Source organism: Aquitalea sp. ASV11 (genome assembly GCF_016429185.1).
Lineage (GTDB): Bacteria > Pseudomonadota > Gammaproteobacteria > Burkholderiales > Chromobacteriaceae > Aquitalea > Aquitalea pelogenes.
In genome coordinates, this window is record NZ_JAELUD010000135.1 from 1 (window position 1) to 1,976 (window position 1,976).

At 61.8% G+C, this 1,976-nt stretch carries 2 protein-coding genes; one reads left to right on the forward strand and one right to left on the reverse strand.

The features are described from left to right. Positions 1 to 1,025: LacI family DNA-binding transcriptional regulator (locus tag JHD62_RS21230; protein ID WP_233161147.1), on the reverse strand; the 1,025-nt coding region annotated here is incomplete at its 3' end. Between the two features lie 201 nt (positions 1,026 to 1,226). Between JHD62_RS21230 and JHD62_RS21235 the strand changes: the two genes are divergently transcribed. Beyond that, the coding region (locus JHD62_RS21235; protein WP_199104552.1) for an HPr family phosphocarrier protein at positions 1,227 to 1,976 on the forward strand (750 nt) is incomplete at its 3' end.

Consider the following 1,976-nt stretch of genomic DNA (forward strand, 5'->3'; position numbering starts at 1 on the left):
GCCAGGTTGTGTGCGGTAGAACCACGGGCAATCAAGCGGCCGGACAGCACCACCTTGCGCGCACTGCGCGCCGGGTCTTCCAGTCGCTCCAGCAGCATCTTCATGGCGGTGCGGCCAATGTCGTACACCGGTTGCTCGATCACCGTCAGGCCGGGGCCGGCCAGCTCGGTCCAGTTGTCATTGTCAAAACCGGCCAGTGCCAACTGCGCCGGAATGCTCACGCCCGCCGCCCGCGCGCCGCGTAACATGCCCAGCAATACCAGGCCATTACTGGCAATCAGCGCTTCCGGTTGAACCGGTTCGCGCAGCCAGTCGCGCACGGCCTGTTCTGCCGCCTCCGGCGTGGGCGCAATAAAGCGCGCCTCCGCCTGCAAGCCATGCTGCTGCATGGCAGCCACCACACCGGCATGGCGCTCGGCACCGGTGGTACTGGTGTTACCAAACAGACCGCCGATACGGCGATAGCCCTGCGCCAGCAAATGCTCCACCAGCAGACTGGCGGCTTCGGCATTGTCCAGCACCACGGCATCGGTCTGGCCGGGCGGGGCCGCGCGGTCTATCAGTACCACCGGGAAACCCAGCTGGTGCGGGTCCAGCTTTTGCGCGGTGGCACGGGTGGGGGCAAAAATGACCCCGGTCACCCGTTCTTCCTGCATCAGCCGCAAATACATGGCTTCTTTTTGCGGGTTCTCATCGGTATTGCACAGAATCACCCGCATCCCCACTGCATAGGCGGCGTCCTCCACCGCGCGGCTGACCGCCGTGAAAAAGGGGTTGCGGATATCGGACACAATCAGCCCGATGGTGTGGCTGTGCTGCGAGCGCAAGCGTCGCGCCGACAGGTTGGGCAGATAGCCGGTGGCAGCCACCGCTGCTTCCACTTTCTTGCGCAGCTCCTCGCTGACCGGGCCACCGCCCAATGCACGCGATACCGTTGCCACCGATACCCCTGCGGCGCGGGCTACATCCTTGATGCCTACCGTCATTTTGCAATCGTTTTCAGTCAGATTGTCGTGATCGTGCATCAAGTCCAAAACCATTGCAAGCCTTTGGTTTCAATGCATCTTGTTGACTTGAGTAAAATTTGATCCAGATAGTCAACAATCAATATTGACAGCAATTATGTAATCGTTTTCAATGCCATCAACGCAACGCCAGACAATAGCCAGCACAGCCCCTTTTTGGGTGCAATGCAGCAAAATAACAGTACCAGGAGACCACTCCCGATGTCGCACGATCTGATCCATCCGGAACTGATTTGCCTTGCCACCGCTCCGGCCAGCAAGGAAGAGGCCATCCGCCAGGCCGGCCAGCTGCTGGCCAACGCTGGCTGTATCGACGCCGCCTATATCGACAGCCTGCTGGCACGCGAAGCCGTGGCCAATACCTTTCTGGGTCATGGCGTCTCCATTCCGCATGGCATGGTGGAAGACCGCCACCTGATCAAGCGCACCGGCATTGCCATCCTGCAGATTCCGCAGGGCCTGGAGTGGAACCCGGGACAAACCACCCACCTGCTGTTTGCCATTGCCGCCCAGTCGGACGAACACATCCAGTTGCTGCGCAGACTTACCCGCTTGCTGCAAGACGAACCCCGCCTGCAGCTGCTGTTTGCCACCAGCAACCCGCAAGACCTGATTGCCGCCCTGTCCGATACCGCGGCCGCACCGGCTGCGCCGCAGCAAGCAGCTGGCGATCTGGCCGAACAGTTTGAATGGCAGGTGGACTACCCCAATGGCCTGCACGCCCGCCCGGCCACCGCCTGGGTTGAAACCGCCCGCCAGTACGCGGCACAGGTACAAGTACGTCACGGCCACCATGTGGCTGACGCCAAGAACATGATTTCCCTGCTGCAACTGGGCCTGCAACGCGGTGACCGGCTGGTGGTATCCGCCGAAGGCAGCGATGCCGCCGCCCTGCTGCAAGCCCTGCAAGGGGTGATGACCCGCCTGACCGCGCAGGAACAAACCGACGCC